The sequence below is a fragment of the Larkinella arboricola genome (assembly GCF_003259745.1).
In the GTDB taxonomy this organism is placed as follows: domain Bacteria; phylum Bacteroidota; class Bacteroidia; order Cytophagales; family Spirosomataceae; genus Larkinella; species Larkinella arboricola.
Map to the genome: position 1 here is coordinate 402,621 of NZ_QLMC01000004.1, position 18,118 is coordinate 420,738.

Genomic DNA, 18,118 nt, shown 5'->3' on the forward strand with positions numbered 1-18,118 from the left:
AGAACCCAGGCCGTAAGACACCTGCTTACGCGCTGATTTCCTTCGCTTTCAGCGCCTTCCGGACCTCCGGCGCCACTTTGGTGCCAAACAATTCGATGGAGCGCATAATCTTCGCGTGCGGAAGCTGGGCACCACCGATCACCTGCGCCAGGTAGCGGGTGTTGTTGAACAGTTCGTGGAAATACAGAATCTTGTCAACAATCTGTTGCGGACTGCCCACCATCAGCGGACCGTATTGCCGCATATACTCGTACTGCTCCCGGCCCAGCGGTGACCAGCCGCGCTCCCGACCAATCCGGTTCATCATCGACGCGTAGGCCGGAAAAAGTTCATCACCAGCCTGTTGTGAATCGTCGGCTAGATAAAAATGGGAGTTGATCGCCAGGGGTAACTTCGATACATCGTGTCCCGCTTTTTGCGCGGATTGCCGGAACAGGTTGACGAACGGCACAAACCGGTCGGGCGTACTACCCAGAATGGCCACCGTCATCGGGAGGTTCAACGTACCCGCCCGAACCGCCGAAGCCGGGGTGCCGCCCACGGCCAGCCAGATGGGAAGTTCGGCCTGATAGGGGCGGGGATAAACGCCCAGACCGTTAATGGACGCCCGGTGTTTGCCCTGCCAGCTGACAATCTCGTTTTTATTAATGTTGATCAGCAGATCGAGCTTTTCGGTAAAGAGTTCATCGTAGTCCTTCAGATCGTAGCCAAACAGCGGAAACGATTCGATGAACGACCCGCGTCCGGCCATGATTTCGGCCCGACCGTTGGAAATAAGGTCCAGTGAAGCAAAATTCTGAAAAACCCGCACCGGATCGGCGGAACTCAGCACCGTGACCGAACTCGACAGCCGGATGTTTTTGGTCTGCGTGGCCGCTGCCGCCAGGATCACCTCGGGGGCCGATACCATAAAATCGGGCCGGTGGTGTTCGCCCAGGGCATACACGTCCAGCCCCACTTCGTCGGCCAGTTTGATTTCCTCCAGCAGGTCCTGCATCCGCTGGTGGGCATGAACGGCTTTCCCGGCCACATTGTCGGGTACAACTTCGCCAAAGCTACTGATTCCTAATTCCATACTATTTTAAGTTAAAACGGAAGGTTATTCCATGAGAGAACGGTATTTGATGTAGCTACAACAAATTTGATTGGATAAAAGTTGACCCATCACAACGTGTAAAGCGATCGCGAACAATTAATCGGGTTCCAGATTCAGGATATTGGCCCCGAGCGGTTGTTCCATGACCCGTTTAAGCGGTTTATCGTGAACCGTTACCATAATTTCCACCGACCCGGTGCCGACGGTAGCCGCCAGCAGGTGGCCGCCAAACGCCTGAAAATTTTTATCCGTAACGACCCCGTGTACGTGCAGCGACGGTTTCTGATCCTGCCAGGCAATGGACCCGCTCAGGCTCGCTAGCTCCACATCCTCAAATTCTCGGGGGTCATACTGTTTCGTCTCCCGGTTGAAATACCCGAATTTTGCGTTGACAAAGCCCATTCCGGTGAAAGTTGCCGACGGAATTTTTTCTTTCCGGGCCAGCTCTTCCAGGTGCGCAAACACATCGTCTCCCTGCCGCAACACCATCAGATAGCCCGCCGGAACGTTGATGTACCGTTTGATGGCTGTCCTGGTTACATTTTGTGCCAGAATCGGTGCTGTCCAGCCTGCAAACAGCAGTAGCAGAAACCATTTGTTGCTTTTCATCGCATCCGTTTGGGGAAGAAGTGAGAGGTGCCTGTCAATCGTGAACTGGCGAGGAGCTTAAAAGTTTCCCACGGCGTACGGCCATCCGTCAAACGCGCTCAGAACGCTCCGGCTGAACCTTTTGGAGAGCCTATTGCTATATTAAATTATTTTTAAATATTTGACGATTGAAGTAGGAATCTGATTGATTCCAGCAACTTTGCCACCTTTAACACTTTCCCAACTATGATGTTTTTTTACCCTTTTTCTCCTCCCTCAGTGAAGGCTGAGAGGAGGATGTACTGTATGCTGCTGGCTCTCCTGTTGCTGGCGGTGGAAGGCAAGAGCCAACTGCTGGCGACAGCCCAAACGCCCGTTTCTTCGGGTAACAGGACGGTGGCTGAAATAACCGTCAGCGGCCGGGTGACCGACGCAACCACCAACGAAGCCCTGGCGGGTTGCAGCGTTGTCCTGAAAGGAACACAACGCGGTACCACCACCGACGCCAATGGCGAATACCGGATTACGGTGCCGGACGCCGGTGGGGTGCTGGTGTTTGGTTTCATCGGTTTTGTCTCCCAGGAAGTAACCGTGGGCAGCCAGACCACGATAAACGTGGCGCTGAAGGCATCGGCGTCGGAACTCAGTCAGGTGGTTGTTATTGGTTACGGAACCACCACCAAGAAAGACGCCACGGGTGCGCTGACCACCCTGAAAAGCACCGAATTTAACCGGGGGATTATCAACTCACCGGAGCAATTGCTGCAAGGCAAGGTGGCCGGGGTAAACGTCACCTCGGCGAGTGGTGAGCCGGGCGGTCGGCAAACGATCACGGTTCGCGGGCCGGGGGGCGTTCGTACGGGAAGTACACCCCTGTTTGTTCTCGACGGCATTCCGCTGGACAATTCCAATACCGGCGGGTCGTCCAGTCCGCTGAATCCCCTGAACTTCCTCAATCCGCAGGATATCGAATCCATCGACGTGCTGAAGGATGCTTCGGCCACGGCGATCTACGGGGCCCGCGGAGCCAACGGTGTTATTCTGATCACGACCAAGAAAGGGAAAGCGGGAACCTCCAACCTGACGGTTTCGGCCAATGTCGGCATCTCGAACGTAGCGAACTATCTGCCCGTATTCTCGGCGGATGAGTACCGCCAGCAGGTGGCCGGGCTCGGTGGGACGTTAGAGGACCAGAAGGCTTCGACCGACTGGCAGCGGGAAATCAGCCGGACGGCCATCACCCAGGATTACAACCTGAGTTTGAGCGGAGGTGCCGACCGGCTGACCTACTACGGTTCGCTGAGCGTCCAGAATCAGGAGGGCGTCCTGAAAACCAGCCAGTTTAACCGGTATACGGGCCGCTTCAATGCCTCCCAGCGATTTCTGGAAGACCGGTTGGTGCTGGATGTGAACCTGACGGCTTCGCAAACCCGCAACCAGCGGCCACCCACCGAAAGCATTGTGGGCTCGGCTCTTTCGGCTAATCCAACATACCCGGCCTACGATGCAACGGGGTCTCCGGCGCGGTATCAGGCATTTACGAATCCGGTGCTGACGCTGAATCTCCAGAAAGACATCACGACCATCAACCGGGTCGTAGCGAATGTGTCCCCTTCGTTCAAGCTCACTAAAGACCTGGTTTACAAGATGAGTCTGGGCGTGGATAACGCCAGCTCGACCCGCGATCAGCAAACGCTGGCCAATTTGGTTCCCCAGCAGGACGGACGGCTCGAAAGTCTCTACGGAACAAACCAGAACTTCCTGATCGAGAACTACTTTACCTACACGCGTGGCTGGAATAACCACAGTCTGACGGCCCTGCTGGGACACTCGTACCAGAAGTTTATGATTCGGGAGCGCACCTGGAGTATCAACAAGTTTCCCATTTCGCCCATTGAGCCAATTAACAATGTTGGACTGGGGCAGGATCTGACGCTGGCCAACAACCGGCCCATCGGGTTGGCGCTTGAAAACGAACTGCAATCCTTTTTCTCGCGGGTAAACTATCAGTACAAAGACCGGTATCTGCTCACGGCCACCGTCCGGGCCGACGGTTCGAGTAAGTTCGGAGCCAACAACAAGTACGGTGTTTTCCCGTCCTTCTCGGCAGGCTGGCGGTTGTCGGACGAGCCCTTCCTGCGGTCGGGACCTTTCTCGGATCTGAAAATTCGGGCGGGCTGGGGTCAGACCGGTAATCAGGAAATACCGTCGAAGATCACCCAGGCACTATTTACCTCGCAGGTGAGCGCATCGACCAGCTACCCGCTCGACGCTTCGACGACCTACCCGGCCGGTACAACCTACACCCGGTTCGCCAACCCCAACATTCAGTGGGAGGTATCCACCCAGACGGACATTGGTCTGGATTTTGGTTTGTTCAAGGGTGCCTTAACGGGTACGCTGGATTATTTCCGCAAGGTATCCGGTAAAATTCTGCTGGAAGTAATTCCGGCTGATCCCATTCAACCGGCTTCGACCTACTGGACCAACGTACCGGACATGACCATCACCAACCAGGGCGTGGAACTGGGCCTGAACTACCGATATGCCAGCAAGAGCGGTTTTCGGCTGGACCTGGGCGGTAACATTACCTTTATCAAAAACCGGGTGAACAACTCACCTTACTCGGTCATTACGTCGGGTTCTGCTTCGGGCTCCGGTCTTACGTCGGCAACTGTCAACGGCTACGTCAACGGCCAGCCAATCGGAACGTTCTTCCTGCGCGAGTACATTGGTATCGATGAGAAAGGATTGAGTGCCTACCGCGATACGGACGGCGACGGCAACCCTGGAACCGACAAAGACCGGATTGCGGCTGGCAGTGCCCTGCCCACAAAGCAGTTCAATTTCAACGCTACGGCATCTTACAGGGGCTTCGACCTGACGGCCAACTTCAACGGTGTATCCGGTAATAAAATTTACGACAATACCGCCAATGCCCTTTTCTACAGAGCCCGGTTAGTGAAGGGACTCAACACAACCCCCGAGGGAATTGGCGAATCGAACGAGTCGATCAATAACTCGGCTCCGGTTTCGACCCGATTCCTGAAAGATGGCTCTTTCTTCCGGCTGAACAACCTGACGCTGGGCTACAACCTCAACCCCCAACTGATCGGGATGAAGCGGTGGATTTCCAACGTCCGGATTTCGGCCACCGGCCAGAACCTGTTCGTCATTACCAACTACAACGGCTACGATCCTGAAGTCAACACGGACCGGACCGTGAACGGTATTTCCTCGTACGGGATTGATTACCTGAGCTACCCGAAAGCCCGCTCGTTTGTTTTTGGCCTTAATGTCACCTTTTAATTTGTAATCCTGCCCGATTTCTACAATTGGAGAAGGCGATTATCAACCATGAAAAAGATTCTTATTGTAACCATAGCCCTGTTGGGCCTGAACGGCTGTACGAACCTGACGGAAAACGTACTGGACGAATCATCGGCGACCGGCCTGACCGAAAAACAGGCCGCTGACGGAAACCTGGCCCCCGTCTACGCTCGTCTGCCGGACATATTTCAGCATACCACCTACTTTGCTCTTCAGGAAATCTCGACCGACGAAGCCATTCTGCCCTACCGGGGTGGGACAGACTGGGGCGATAACGGTATTTACCTGGCTCTGCACCAGCATACGCACACCAGCACCGACCCGAACCTGCGCAACACCTGGGGGCATCTGACCCAGGGAATTTCGCGGGCCGTTACGGCGCTCAATACCTTGCCGGGTATCAACGATTCCAGCGTGAAAACGTACATCGCCGAAGCGCGGGGTATGCGGGCTTACTACAACATGGTATTGCTCGATCTGTTCGGACTGGTGTTTGTCAAAGACGATCCGCAGGGGGTTTCGCAAATTCTGCGCGGTGCCGAAGCCCTGGAATACCTGAAGGCCGAATTTCTGGCCGCTGAACCGGATCTGGCAACAAACGTCGGACCCGGCCGATTAACGAAGGCGGGTGTGTGGGGTTTGCTGGCCCGGCTGTATCTGAATGCCGCCGTCTACCGGGATCGCTACGCGGCTCAGTTTAGCTTCAAGCCCGAAGACATGGACAAGGCGATTGAATACTGCGACAAAATCATCAGTTCTGGTCAATACCAGTTGTCGGCGGATTACTTCTCGATTTTCAACGCCGATAATCACACCAACAAGGAACTGATTTTTGCGGTCGATCAGCGGGCCGAACTGAACGGCCACAACCGGCTGGCTTACTTCTCCTTATCCGGTGATCAGTTTCCGCTGCCTGCTTTCCCGGGCGCCAACGGTACCGATGGCCCGGCCATTACGCCCGATTTTTACCAGAGCTGGGTAGCGGCTTACGCGCCGGGCGACCCCGCCGGTCGTGACCCACGCTTTTACAAGAAAAACCTGAATATCCCCGCCGACTCCTGTATGGCGGCTGCTGACGTGATTATGGACCGGGGGATTCTGCGGGGGCCGCAATACGGTTTGGTGCGGGTCAACGGGGCGTTTGTGCGCTGCGGCAGTAACTACCGCGTTGGCAAATTATTCAACGTAACGCGCAACCGGCCCACGTTACCGGTAACGTTTACGGAGCAGGTGGATTTTACAGTAACGGGCAGTGACTACAACACCGGCTACCGGGTTTTGAAGTACGAGTTTAGCCCCAAATCGCAGTCAGGCCGGAACCTGGGCGATGTCGACATTTCCATTGTTCGGCTGGCCGACGTATACCTGATGCGGGCCGAAGCCAAATTGCGGAAAAGCAACGATGCGGCTGCTGCACTGGCGGATGTAAACACGGTTCGGGCGGCCCGGACATCGACCACCCCGGCCCCGGCTCTGACCAGCATGAATCTCGATCTGCTGCTGCGCGAGCGGGGCTTTGAGCTGTACTGGGAAATGGTTCGCCGGACGGACCTGATTCGCTTCGGAAAGTATGAGGGTAAGTGGACGGAAAAAACGGACGCTAACCCGCAGAAACGCATCTTCCCGATTCCGCAAACCGCCATCGACGGAGCCTCGAACCTGCCGGGGTATCTGGCGCAGAATCCCGGATATTGATTCCTGCCCCCGTTGCTCGTAACACCTGGACCGAAAACAGAGTGTAGAGCCAGTGGATAAAAAAAGAAGGAGCGCGGAATGCCGCGCTCCTTCTTTTTTAGGATTATTTGCTTTAAAAACTGGCCGACACGTTCAGGAAATAATAGCCGCCGTTGAAGCCAAACTGCGTGGCTGACCGACCGTAGACGAATCGCCCATACGAGGAATTATCCAATACGGCCGAGCCAAACCGCTCCGGTGTTGGTTGCTGCGTCATCCGGAGCTTGTCCGGGTAAACATCGAAGATATTGTTCGCGCCCAGCGTCAGGGTAATGGTTGGCTGAAGCCGGTATGAAACGCTGAAATCCGTTATGAGTCGGGGATTGGCAAATTCATCCAGCCGGGGATTGGACGGGTCAAACGCCTGCACCTCGCCGAACCGCGTAAACCGCAGCACCGCACCGAATTTGTTCAGCCGGTAATTGGCCGTCAGGGCAATTTTACTTCGGGGCTGGCCCACCGTCAGTCGGGCGCTATCCTGCCGGTTGAATAGGAAATTGCCCAGGGCTGCATCGTTGGGAAGGGCGCCGGGCCGTTGAATGTCGCCGACCACTTTCGTTTCGTTGAAGTTGGCCGCCAGGGTCAGATCAATCGAGCCTTTGCCCAGCCGGGGACTGGTTGCCACCACCACGTCAATACCGCGCGTCTGGGTGTTGATCGCGTTGGAAAAAAACTGGGCTGCATTCACTTCCTGTTGCCCGGCCTGATCCAGAATAGTGCCAATGATGACGCCCGCTGCCGAGGTGCCACGCGCAAACTGGTTGCTGTAAATAATCCGGTCGCGGATGTTGATCTGGTACGCATCGAGGGTGATGCTAACCGCCCGGCCGGGTTGTGACGTAATCCCGACGCTGTAATTGGTCGAGTGTTCGGCCGTTAGCTCCGGCACGCCAAACGCCTGGGCAATGGGGCTGTCGTTGCGGAACGTTCCGGTCTGGCGGGGTTCAAGCCCTTGCCCCGTAGAGACAAATACCGTGCTGATGGCGCTGAAATACCGTTGGTGCAGCGAAGGAGCCCGAAAACCGTTGCTGATGGAACCCCGTAGTGAAAAGGCATCGCTGAATTTGTAACGGGCGGCCAGCTTTCCGGCCAGGTTCCCGCCGAAATCGTTGTAGTATTCGTAGCGGGCTGCGGTATTCACCAGCAGGTTTTCCGTCAGGTCAGTTTCTATATCTACGTAGCCGCCAACCATGCTTCGGGTGGCATTGACGGCATTGGCGGGCTGGTAACCCGGAAAAACCTGCGCGCCCCCCGACCGGCCCGAAGCCGGATCGTAGTTGGTGTAAGACGCTTCCTCTCCGGCTTTGATTCTGTACTGATCATTCCGGAACGTCAACCCGGCAGCCACGTTGAAGGACTTCAGACCAAGCTGTGAACCAATATCCTTGGCAACACTGGCGTCGTATGTGTGTTGGTAAAAACTCAGCGTACCGGCGTAAAACTGGGTTGGGGCGCTGGCCTTCAGCGCAAACTGCGATGCATTGTTGGTGTTGGTAATGTCGTAGCGGAAAGAGTTGCCGCCATAAACGTTGCTGATGTCCCAGCGCCAGCCGTTCGATTCACCGTTAACGCCTATCAGTAAAGACTGGTCGTTGATCGTCGACTCAATATTGGGCAGAAAACCGTTGGGGTAAATCTCCGTAATAACCTGCGTGGTCTGGAACGGATACCGGTAAAACCCGGCGGCTTTGCCTTTCCGGTAATTCAAACCACCCGACGCGTAAAAACTGGTGGTGGCTCCCAGCGGAAGCCGCATATTCAGGAACAAACCGGCGTTATCGACCCGCGAATTACCGACCTGCATGTTGTTTTCCAGGCTGAAATTATTCTGTTGAATCAACGCCTGATCCTGATTGTACAAACCCTGCCGACGGGCGATGTAAGCCGCATCGGTTTCGCCCGTTGCCCGGTTCACGTTCCAGTTTACGTACACCGGTCCGTTGTAGGTACCGGCGCGGTTGGTAGCGCCCCGGTGCCGGAATTCGCCGGTTAAACTCAAAAAACCGTTTTGGCCCAGTTTGAAACCGTGGTTGACGCCGATCTGGGCCACCTCGCCATCGCTTTCGTACTGCTGGCCCAACTGGGCGTTGACGGTGGTACCGGGCCGTTCCTTGAGCCGGAGGTTGATTACGCCCGCAATGGCGTCAGAACCGTATTGAGACGAAGCCCCGTCGCGCAGTACTTCAATGCGTTCGATGGCCGCCGAGGGAATCGCGTTCAGGTCGGTGCCCACCGAGCCGCGTCCGACGGTTCCGTTGATGTTAATGAGCGCCTGATTGTGCCGTCGTTTGCCGTTCAGCAGCACCAGCACCTGATCGGGACCCAGACCGCGCAGTGTGGCCGGATCAATGTGGTCAGTGCCGTCGGCAATCGTCTGGCGGGAGGAGTTAAAGGAAGGGGCCACGAAATTAAGTTGCTGTGTGGGTTCTACCTGACCCGTTGCCAGCAGATCGCGGGATTGAATCACATCCACCGGTGATACGGTTTCGGTGCTGGTGCGGGTTTGGGTTGACCGCGAACCGATCACGACGACTTCGCTCAGGCTGGAAGTTTCTTCCCGCAGGGCCACGTTTACCGTCGTGAAATCGGCGCCACTGACCTGAGCGGCCACGGTTTGGGTAGTGTACCCAATGAAGCTGACGCGGAGGGAGTAACTACCCGGTTGGAGCGAAAGGGTAAAATTGCCGTCTGCATCCGTGGTGGTGCCCGAGTTTGTGCCTTCGACAGCGACAGAAACGCCCGGCAGCGCCGTTCTGCTCTGGGCATCCATTACACGTCCGCGAACGCCCTGAGCAACGGCCCAGCTACTCCAGCAGAGGAGACTGAGGGTTAATAAAAAAGGGATTTTAGAACTGAGATAGCGCTTCTTCATAGGTCCTATGGTTTTGAAATAGAGGTATAACTACCGAAGCGAAGTTTTAGATGTAAACTTTTCAATAAAGTTTGGTTTCGTTCCATCGGCAACGGCCGCTGTCTGGCAATCGGACAGGGTATTGTCGGAGCCCGAAAAGACACCCCCATTGCTGAGGGTGTCTGGTGGGCAGGGCCACTGCAATGTATGAAATTGAAATAAGGATTATTTCCGGATGATTACTTTACGGCTTTCGGAAACGCCAGTCCGGGTCGTAATCTGTAAGTCATATAAGCCCGTCGCCAGGTTTGTTACAGAAAACGTAAGTTGGGCGGTGTTGAGCTCAGCCTGAGACAAGACCTTTTTTCCTGAAGAATTAGTCAGACGGAACGATGCAATGGGTTCGGCGCAGGTAACCGTTAAGTTTGTAGCGACCGGATTAGGGAAAATTTTCAGCGTTCCTATTAACTCCCAGCGGGCGGATTGCACTTTGGAGTATTCGTAACGGCCATCCCGATCTACCATCTTTAACCGGTAGTAATAATACGTGTTGGGTTGTACGGTTTTGTCCAGATAGGAATAATCCCCCTTCATGACATCCGGCTTTGGAGCTAGAGAAGCCAGAAATTCGAACCCACTGCGAGGGTCGAGCGTGCGTTCCAGTTCAAAGTGGTCAAAGTTAATTTCTTCCGACGTTTTCCAGTTTGTGGTAATCGCCTGTTCAACTCCTCTGGCCGTGAAGCTTACCAAACGAACCGGCAGGCTACAAAGGCTGACGGTCAGCGTGGCCGGTCCGGATTTGCCGCCCTGTGTATCGTTGATGGTATATGTTACCGTCGAAGCCGTAAATTCCGAAGCCGGGCTAAATGTAACGACGCCTGTTGTGGTGTTCACTGAGTACGTTCCTTCACCGGCAATGGTAACAGAAGTTACGTCGGAACCGCTTGCCGGATCGACCAGCCGAACGGAAGCCGGGTCGAGCGGGAAACTGCCCGCGCCATCGTTAGCCACGACGCTAAGGGAGAGGGGAGCTGTGGCCGATGTCAGACAGGCCTGATCATCGTTGGCCGACGGCAGCACGATCTGGTTGGCACACCGGGCTCCGTCGCCGGGGCTTTTTCCCGCCAGACTGCTGGAAAACAGGGTTGCCGTGAAAGGAGATGATGCCATATTGGGGGTAGAAATCTTGTAGATGTTACCGCTGGCGTTGTTTCCAATGTACATATTTCCAAAGCTGTCCATAAAAGCCGTTCCGAACGCGCCGGTTTCACTGGCTAATCCGTTGACAGGCCCCAGCGGGGTGACCGTATTGGTGGCAGGATCGTAACTGACCAAATTTTTGGCGGTTGTCATGCCGTAGATTTTGCCATCTACCGGATTAAAGGTCCAGTCGTTGAGGCCGTTTAGAGCCGCCGTGGCCGAACCACTCAGCCGGGTTTTTGCCACGAGGTAATCGGGTGACGTTGGATTAAGGTTGATGGCGACAACGCCGGCTGAACCGTACAAATACAAAATGCCGTCTGGACTTACATCGCCCGATGCAAAATTGCCCGACATACTCAAACCCGATACCGTCAGAAGTTGGATTTCGCCGTTGCTCCCCAAACGCGCAATCTGGTTGGTGTTGTAGCGATATCCGTACAGAAAATTATCGGCGGTGTTGTAGCCAAATCCGTTGAGGAATCGGTTGGGTTCGGGCAAGACACCGGCTTTAATCAGGGTCGAACTACCGTCCGACAGATTGAAGGAGTAAAAGCTGGTGACATTACCGTTGGCGTTGGTCGTAGGGTTGGTCAGGATGTAACCCAATCCGGTCGAGCAGTCAAAAGGGGTGGGCGTTTGTGCCAATGAAACCTGGAAAGACAGGGCTAGCAAAACAAAAAGCCAGCGTGACACCAATAACGCAGCCTGGCGGTGGAAAAATCGCAATCTGAATTCGCTATAAAATGACTTCATGTGATTGAATGATAAACCCGAAAACCTAAGCCGGATCGCTGAAGCTTGGCAAACGGGTTCATCTGGTTAGGTCGGAACGAGGTTCCGAGTGATGAAATAAACCGTTTTAGTCTCCTTTGCTTTAGCGCAAAAGGTAAGCGTAGGACGGTAGGGCAAGAAGAAAGTCACTAAAGCCAAGAAAGCATGGGTAATAATTCTACATGAGATAGAAGGAACCGGGTTGCCTAGGTAAAACCGGGCCAACGGCGACTCCTCAGGATTGTCTGCCGAGTGACAGCAGCCAGAAAGACATGCCAGCTACCAGGACCGTTAGCCAGAGCGTCAGGCCCACCCACAGAGCCGCGATGGGCTGGCCGGTGGTCCAGAGCCAGAAAACCGTTCCGGTAGCGCTCAGCGCCAGCAAAAAGAGGAGCAGGGAAGCCAGTACCCGACCGCCATTCATCGGCCGGGTTTGCCACGCGGTATTGACAGGGGTAAGTTTTACGGGTGTCATTGTTCTTGTTGTTTGCGGAAAAATAAGGGAGCTGGCTAGCGGTAAACCGTTGGTTGAAAAGCCATTCCAAAATTAACCGCAAAACAGCCGTCCGCGCCGGGCGACGTAACGGAGAGACGAAAACCGCGGGCCAGCCCTTCAAATGAAAGGGCTGGCGGATGATTGAGCCAACGGTCGGTGCGGGAGTCTCAAACCGAAGGCAGCTTTTTCGCAATATCGCTCATGCGGGCTGTCTCAGCCTTGAAACGCGGGCGGTTTTGCTGGAAATAAGGATCGGCCTGAATGGTTTGTAGCAGTTCGCGGGCCACTTCCGGCTCGCCATGATCGGCAGCTAGCTCGGCCCGGTGAACCATCACCTTGAACAGATTCTCGCACGGTTTGTCCTGATCCCGGGCGATGGCGGTATCGTATACTTTAGCAACTTTGGCGTATTCATCCGGCTCATCCTCGCTTTTATACGCAAAATCGAGCGCCAGCGAAAGGCGCTGGCTGGCGGCTTTGATGGCTTCCGGATAGTCGTCCTCGGCCGGATGAACAATCGTTTTGCCGATGCGGATGCAGGTTCCGGCAATATCCGAAAACATAAACTCCCGGGTGCTCGGGTATTTCGTTGATACTTTATCCCTAAGCTGGCTGATGCGCGGCAACCCACGGGTGGGGAGTTTGCCGTACTTCTGCCGAAGGGCCTCCGTAAAGTCTTCATACAATTGCTCGACCTCCTCCGAAAGAATGTAGCAGGTATGGTAGCATTGGCCGGGCGTATACTGTTTAAGGCCGTAAAAATCCAGCCGGATCCAGCCCCGTTTGAGGCATGCATACGGGTTCGGACTTTTTTGTTGATACGTAATCTCAAAACCGAGAAGCTCGTAAAATTCCAGCAGTTCGGGCAGCGACTGGCAGGGGAAAATAGGCGTGATGGCGTTCATAGCGGGTTGTCGAAAGGGTTGGAAACCGCAAAGTTGAGGCAACCCAATGGGCAATGCTTGTAAAAAAACGACATTCAGCCGTTCGCGCTGAAGGGATTCGCCAGGTACGAAAAGAATTGGGAAGGGTTGTAGCCGGTGAAGGTTTTGAAGTCGTGGTTGAAGTGGGCCTGATCGAAGTAACCGCATTCGTGGGCCAGTTCGGTCAGGGATTTGGCGGACTGGCAGTAGCGGGCGATGACCGATTCGAACCGAATGATCCGGGCGTAGGCTTTCGGTGAAAAACCGGCCTGCTGCTTGAAAAGCCGTTCAAACTGCCGTTGTGAGTAGGCTGTTTCCTGCGCCAGATCCCTGATGTTGATTAACCCGCGGGTTTGCCGAATCTGGTAGATGGCCGACGTGATAGCCGGATTTTGCGGAATGGCGTTCTGAAGACGGCGTTCCAGAAAAAGGGTCATGATCCGCACCCGTTCGGCAAATGAACCGGCTAAACCAATCTGCTCGGCCAGGGCAGCCTGCTGACGGCCCGGAAAATCCGCCAGATCAACGGATTCATTCGCCAGGTCAATGGCTGGAATGGAAAACAGTTCGGGAAGGGCATGGGGGTAAAACTGCACCCCGAAAAGGCCAAGCGTACGCGCCGAAGATCGATACGGTTTTGGGCAGCTACTTGGCCCGTGCAACCCCTGGCCGGCAACCCCGGTAACCGGGGCATCGAAGGTGCCTTCGTATAAAAAAAGCAGTTCGACCCGGCTTCGCGCAATATCCCGGTAATGAAAAATTTGTTCCGGGCTGACATCCACCTCGCCCATCCAGAAACTGGCTACGTAAGGCGCTAAGGCGGGTGACGGTTTTTGTTGTTGATACCGCATGAGGCAGGGTCGGTTTTCAAGCTGATAAACGAAGGCAAATTAGTCCTTGTTTTACCAACATTCAACCCGGTCTTTTTTCAGCAAAACGTACTCCTATACGCAAAAGAGTAGATACCGCCGGTTTTTGCCTTCCTTTTTAACCTGACCCGTACCCTTCCATGCGCTTCGTTATCCTCTTTATTTTCGGTTTTTTTACCCTTTACAGTACCGCACTCCGGGCACAAACGGACGAAAAGATCAGTTTGTGGCATAGCTTCGAAAAAGTGGAATTCAAGCTGAACGGCATTCCGGCACGGTACATCAAGCCCCGAAAGCCGTTGCCCGGAAATCCCTGGGTCTGGCGGGCGCACTTTCCCGACTGGCACGTCGAGATGGACAGCATTCTGCTTGAACGCGGCTTTCACATCGCCTACATTAACACCAACGATCAGTACGGTGCGCCCAAAGCCATGATGGCCTGGGACGATTTTTACCAGTATCTGGTTTCCGCAAAAGGCTTTGCGCCGAAGGTGGCGCTGGAGGGCGTCAGCCGGGGCGGTTTGTACGTCTACGCCTGGGCCAAACGTAACCCCGCCAAAGTGAGCTGCATTTACGCCGAAGCGCCCGTCTGTGATTTCAAAAGCTGGCCCGGTGGCAAAGGCAAGAGCAAAGGCGATGCTAAGTCGTGGCAGCAACTGCTGGAAGTCTACGGCTTCACGGAGCAGCAGGCGCTGGCCTATGCCGATCAGCCGATGGATAACCTGACCGGACTGGCGGCTTACAAGGTTCCGATTCTGCACGTCATCAGCCTGACCGACCGGGTGGTGCCGAACGACGAAAACACGTTTCCGCTCGTCGAACGGTATCAGAAACTGGGCGGCCCGACCACGGTATACACCATGTCGCGGGGGGCGCAAAAACTGGAAGGACATCATTTTCCGATTGAACACCCCGAACGCTGGGCCGATTTTATCCAGCAGCATTCGTATCCGGTTCAAAAACCGCTGAACCACAAGCCCTATGTGCAGGTTCGGAACGGTTTGCCGAACGTCTACCGGACCATTACGGAGCAGAAAAAAGCCACCGTGGCGTTTCTGGGCGGGTCCATCACGCACAATCCCGGCTGGCGCGACAAGGTGAGCCAGTATTTGCAGGAGCGGTTTCCGCAAACCGAGTTTACGTTTATCAAAGCCGGGATTCCGTCGCTGGGGAGTTTGCCGCACGCGTTCCGGGTGGAGCAGGACGTGTTGAGCAAGGGCAAAATTGACCTGCTTTTTCTGGAAGCCGCTGTCAACGACCGCACCAACGAAACCGACAGCCTGACGCAGCTCCGGGCGCTGGAAGGCATTGTGCGGCATGCCCGCCGAACGAATCCGGTGGTGGATATTGTGCTGATGGAATTTGCCGACCCGGACAAGTTTGGCGATTTCCGGCAGGGCAAAAAGCCGGTCGAGCTGGCCAATCACGAGCGGGTAGCGGCTCATTATGGTCTGCCGTCCATCGACCTGGCCCGCGAAGTCTACGACCGGATTGCCGCCAGAGAATTTTCGTGGGAATACGATTTCAAGGACCTGCACCCGTCGCCATTCGGGCAGGAAATCTATTTTCAGACGATTAAATATTTACTGAATGCCGGTTTTCAGTCAACCGAAAATGGCGGTAAACCGTCGGCTTCAACGGCTCCACTGAACCGGGGCAGTTTTGAGCGCGGGCGGTACGTGCCGATTCAGGAGGCCAGACTGGGCAGCGGCTGGAAGCTGGTCGAAAACTGGAAACCGGCGGATGGCGTGGGCACCCGGGCCGGTTTTGTCGACCGGCCCATGCTGGAAGCCACCACGCCGGGTGCGACACTGACGCTGAATTTTACAGGAACCGCTGTAGGCATAGCCATCGTGTCGGGGCCGGACGCGGGCGAGGTGGAATACCGCATCGACAACGGCCCGTACCGGAAAATGGACCTGCAAACGCAGTGGAGCCAGCAGTTGCACCTGCCGTGGTACAAGCTGTTTGCCGGAAATTTGCCGGATAAAAAGCACACGCTGCACCTGCGGATGGCGGCCACCAAAAATCCCAAAAGCACCGGAACCGCCTGCCGGATCGTGTATTTTCTGGCCAATTAATCGCCGGTTTCCGGTTTTGTGATTACCATGAAGTAGGCCGGAAGGTGCTTACGTTGGTATCGGTCTTATTGAACCGCACCACCAGGTTGGGCTGGCCGTTGGAGGCCGTGGTGGTTTCGTAGTAATAGGTCTGCGGTTTCAGTTCCGAACGGTCCATTTTCCGGTTGACGTTCTGCTTGGGAAAGCACGAATAAAAGCCCCGGTAATGGCCCTCCGTCGGGGTGGTGGTAAACGAACCGTCGGCTTCGTTGAAATCCACGCTGCCTTTTTCAAACGTAAAAGCTTCGGTTTTGCAGCCGGAGTAGTCGCGGGTGGTGGCAACGAAATACTTCTCGTAGGTGCCGTCAGTTTTGAAGTCGAACATCACGGCCAGTTCGAAGGGATTGCCCTGGTAGGTGCCGTCGTACGACCAGAACTCGCTCATGGCAAACGAGCCATACATCCACTTCCCGGCGGTTTCCGTTGGAACATGACCACCCGGCATCACGGAGTCAGTGTCTTTTTTACAACTACTGAGCAGCACCACCGCCAGCAGCGTCATCATAATCATTTTCATTTTCGTAGTGATTTGTGTTTACTGAGTGCGACAAAGTTCGGGGCTTGCTGTTAAATTGCTTGTAGTAAGCCAGTTGAAACGGAAAAAGAAGGGCATGAAATGGAGAATTACTGGTCGTTTCGGAAGGAGAAGGTAGTAAATTGGCCCGGTGCTGCGCTTTTAGTAGAAAATCAAGATCCTCATTCCAAACCCCATGGAAAAAGACACGTTCAGCGCCTTGTCCCGGCGTAAATTCATTGGTCAGGCATCGGCAGCCCTGTCGGCTTTTCTGATTGTTCCCCGGTTTGTGCTGGGCGGAAAACGGGCGGACGGTTCGGCCTATCTGGCACCGAGTGACATCATCAGCCTCGGTTTTATCGGAACCGGTAAGCAAAGCCGTGGGCTGGCCCGTAACTTTCTGGCAACCGGCGAAGCCCGGATTCTGGCGTCTGCGGAGGTCTATAAAGCCAAACGGGATTTTTTCATTGAACAAACCAAAGCGTATTACACCAGCGAAGAAGGAAAGGCCAAAGTAAAGGGTACGCACCCCGCTATTCAGGCGTATAACGATTTCCGGCAACTGCTCGACCGCAAGGACATCGACGCCGTGGTCATTGCCGCCCCCGACCACTGGCACGCGGTCATGGCCGTCAAAGCCGCCGAAGCCGGGAAGGATATTTATTGCGAAAAACCGCTGGCGCTCACCATTAAGGAAGGCCGGGCGATGGTAAACGCGGCCCGCAAACATAACCGGGTGTTCCAGACCGGCAGTATGCAACGCTCCTGGCCGGAATTCCGGCAAACCGCCGAATTGGTACGCAACGGCTATCTGGGAGATATCAAGCACATTAAAGTCAACGTCGGTCCCCCGCCGAAACGGTACGATCTGCCCGCCGAACCCATCCCGGAAGGACTGGACTGGAACTTGTGGCTGGGACCGAATCAGCCGGTGGCTTTCAATTCCGAACTGGCACCCCCGCTGTCGAAGGACGTTTTTCCCAACTGGCGGAATTACAGGGAGTTCGGGGGCGGTATGGTAACCGACTGGGGCGCGCATATGTTCGATATTGTGCAGTGGGCGCTGGATATGGATGATAGCGGCCCGGTCGAGGTGATTCCGCCGGACGGCAAGGATCACAAATTCCTGACCTACCGCTACGACAACGGTATTACGATGACCCACGAACCCTGGGAGTGGAGCAACGCCATTCAGTTTGTGGGCTCGGAAGGAACCCTGAATATTCAGCGGAGAAAGCTCGAAACTACGCCGGTTACGCTCGCAACAAAAGTGGTCGGCCCGGACGAAAAACACGTTTACCACAGCGAAAATCACTACAAGGATTTTCTGGACGCGATGCGGAAACGCAGCAAACCGATCTGCGACGTGGAAATCGGGCACCGCACGGCATCGGTCTGCACCATCGGCAACATTGCTTACGAGCTGAAACGTCCGCTGGAATGGAATCCGAAAAAGGAGCAGTTCAAAAAAGACAAGGAAGCCAACGCCCGGCTGGAACGCCCCCTCAAAGCGGAATGGGCCATTAAGCTCTAGTCAGGTCAAAACGGTTCCAACGGTTCGTGTTCCACGACACCCTTTTATCAGCCCACGGACGGGTCGCCCTGCGATTAAACCGTGGGCTA

The 18,118-nt window shown here is 55.1% G+C and carries 12 protein-coding genes; 4 read left to right on the top strand and 8 right to left on the bottom strand.

Going from position 1 to position 18,118, the window contains the following annotated elements; genetic code table 11:
• Positions 1–25: 25 nt before the first annotated feature.
• The gene (locus LX87_RS17405) at positions 26–1,075 is read right to left on the bottom strand and encodes an Atu2307/SP_0267 family LLM class monooxygenase (protein ID WP_111629539.1); all 1,050 of its coding nucleotides are present in this window, start codon (positions 1,073–1,075) and stop codon (positions 26–28) included.
• A gap of 117 nt (positions 1,076–1,192) precedes the next feature.
• A complete protein-coding gene (locus LX87_RS17410; RefSeq protein WP_111629540.1) occupies positions 1,193–1,705 on the bottom strand; it encodes a PPC domain-containing DNA-binding protein in 513 nt (170 codons plus the stop codon).
• Positions 1,706–1,981: 276 nt separating this feature from the next.
• Between LX87_RS17410 and LX87_RS17415 the strand changes: the two genes are divergently transcribed.
• Positions 1,982–4,993, top strand: coding sequence for a SusC/RagA family TonB-linked outer membrane protein (locus LX87_RS17415; RefSeq protein ID WP_111629541.1), 3,012 nt, complete (start codon positions 1,982–1,984; stop codon positions 4,991–4,993).
• A 48-nt stretch (positions 4,994–5,041) separates the two neighbouring features.
• On the top strand, positions 5,042–6,709 hold the full coding sequence (locus LX87_RS17420) for a RagB/SusD family nutrient uptake outer membrane protein (protein ID WP_111629542.1): 1,668 nt from the start codon (positions 5,042–5,044) through the stop codon (positions 6,707–6,709).
• Between the two features lie 112 nt (positions 6,710–6,821).
• Here the strand turns inward: LX87_RS17420 and LX87_RS17425 are convergent, their stop codons facing one another.
• From LX87_RS17425 to LX87_RS17445, 5 genes are all read right to left on the bottom strand, one after another.
• A complete protein-coding gene (locus LX87_RS17425; RefSeq protein ID WP_111629543.1) occupies positions 6,822–9,620 on the bottom strand; it encodes a TonB-dependent receptor in 2,799 nt (932 codons plus the stop codon).
• Positions 9,621–9,824: 204 nt separating this feature from the next.
• On the bottom strand, positions 9,825–11,555 hold the full coding sequence (locus LX87_RS17430) for a DUF6923 family protein (RefSeq protein WP_111629544.1): 1,731 nt from the start codon (positions 11,553–11,555) through the stop codon (positions 9,825–9,827).
• 253 nt (positions 11,556–11,808) lie between these two features.
• A complete protein-coding gene (locus LX87_RS17435) occupies positions 11,809–12,048 on the bottom strand; it encodes a TIGR03758 family integrating conjugative element protein (RefSeq protein ID WP_111629545.1) in 240 nt (79 codons plus the stop codon).
• Between the two features lie 188 nt (positions 12,049–12,236).
• Complete coding sequence (locus tag LX87_RS17440) at positions 12,237–12,974, bottom strand: DUF8817 family protein (protein WP_111629546.1); 738 nt, start codon at positions 12,972–12,974, stop codon at positions 12,237–12,239.
• A 74-nt stretch (positions 12,975–13,048) separates the two neighbouring features.
• Entirely contained in the window at positions 13,049–13,843 is a 795-nt protein-coding gene (locus LX87_RS17445) for a helix-turn-helix domain-containing protein (RefSeq protein ID WP_111629547.1), read from the bottom strand.
• Between the two features lie 158 nt (positions 13,844–14,001).
• Here LX87_RS17445 and LX87_RS17450 point away from each other — a divergent pair, with 158 nt between their 5' ends.
• Complete coding sequence (locus tag LX87_RS17450) at positions 14,002–15,942, top strand: SGNH/GDSL hydrolase family protein (protein ID WP_111629548.1); 1,941 nt, start codon at positions 14,002–14,004, stop codon at positions 15,940–15,942.
• Positions 15,943–15,964: 22 nt separating this feature from the next.
• Here the strand turns inward: LX87_RS17450 and LX87_RS17455 are convergent, their stop codons facing one another.
• A complete protein-coding gene (locus tag LX87_RS17455) occupies positions 15,965–16,498 on the bottom strand; it encodes a hypothetical protein (RefSeq protein ID WP_111629549.1) in 534 nt (177 codons plus the stop codon).
• A 193-nt stretch (positions 16,499–16,691) separates the two neighbouring features.
• Between LX87_RS17455 and LX87_RS17460 the strand changes: the two genes are divergently transcribed.
• The gene (locus LX87_RS17460; RefSeq protein ID WP_111629550.1) at positions 16,692–18,029 is read left to right on the top strand and encodes a Gfo/Idh/MocA family protein; all 1,338 of its coding nucleotides are present in this window, start codon (positions 16,692–16,694) and stop codon (positions 18,027–18,029) included.
• Positions 18,030–18,118: the final 89 nt, after the last annotated feature.